This window comes from Cesiribacter andamanensis AMV16 (genome assembly GCF_000348925.1).
GTDB classification, from domain to species: domain Bacteria; phylum Bacteroidota; class Bacteroidia; order Cytophagales; family Cyclobacteriaceae; genus Cesiribacter; species Cesiribacter andamanensis.
This window is the reverse complement of record NZ_AODQ01000237.1, coordinates 1-1,074: the sequence shown is the minus strand read 5'-3', so window position 1 is coordinate 1,074 and position 1,074 is coordinate 1. Positions and strand designations below refer to the sequence as shown.

At 57.0% G+C, this 1,074-nt stretch carries 2 protein-coding genes; both read left to right on the top strand.

The annotated features are described in order from the left end of the window. A partial coding sequence (locus ADICEAN_RS22860; protein ID WP_040398718.1) for a hypothetical protein occupies positions 1-532 on the top strand: 532 nt, incomplete at its 5' end. Further along, on the top strand, positions 532-1,074 hold a 543-nt coding region (locus ADICEAN_RS20730; protein WP_040398716.1), incomplete at its 3' end, for a hypothetical protein. The genes ADICEAN_RS22860 and ADICEAN_RS20730, both read left to right, overlap by 1 nt.

Here is a 1,074-nt window from a genome sequence, read left to right as displayed (position 1 = left end):
TAAAAAATACAGCTACCAGTATGACGACAGGGGCTTTCGCCTGTTGAGCACCGACCATGGCAGCGGCCAGCAGACCCTCTATGTCAGGGATGCCTCCGGTCAGCTGCTCAGTCTCTATGAGCGATTAAACCAGGAGTCGGAATGGAAGCAGACCGAAGTGCCCATCTATGGCAGCGGAAGGCTGGGAAGCTATGTAGCCGAAGGCTCTTCCTTTGAAAGCACACAAGAGATTGCCAGTCAGCAGACCATCAGCAGCTACTCAGGGACCTCCTACCGCTATGAGGAAGGCGCCAGCCTGACCCTAAGTGCAGGCTTTAGCTTTACAGCTTCGGCAACCCAGAGCTTTTCCATCGCCCCGCAAGGCACCCCGCCCAGCCCGGCCCGCAAGTCTACACCTTTGAGCTCAAGGACCACCTGGGCAGTGTACGCGCCACCCTGGAAGGCCAGTTTAGCTATAATGGCCAAAAGCAACACGGCGAAAGCCAAACCAGCCGCTTTGACTTTGAGCCTACCTCACCCATCGGCTTTGTAATGCGCGAAGGGGTAAGCCTGGTGGAAGAGCAGGGGATTGAGGGCAGTACTGCCCTAAGGCTCTATGGCCAAAGCAGCGAGGGAAAGCCTCTGCTGCAGATACGCACCTATACCGACCTGCCGGTGAAAAAAGGAGAGTACCTGCTTTTGAGCCTGCAGCTCAAGCAAGCCTTAGCCGGCCAGGCCTCAGCCAAGCTGCTCTACTACAACAGCGCAGGCACGCTCTCAGGCACGCTCTCCGATCTGAGCAGCCAGCAGACAGCCAGCTGGGTAAAGCTGGAAAGCCAGCTCATCCAAGTGCCCGAAGACGGCACAGTGCTCATCCAGCTGGAAAACAACGGCCCTGAATTTGTGATGTATGCAGATGAGGTGGAGCTGCAGCAGAACACCTACCGCCAGGTAGCCCACTACACCAGAAGCTGGGGCATCAAAGGCTTCCAGGACTACTATGCCTGGGGAGCCCCGCTGCCAAATAGAAGCTACTCTCCCGGGCCTCGGCGATGGGGCTACCAGGGCGAATACTCAGAAGATGAAACCAATACC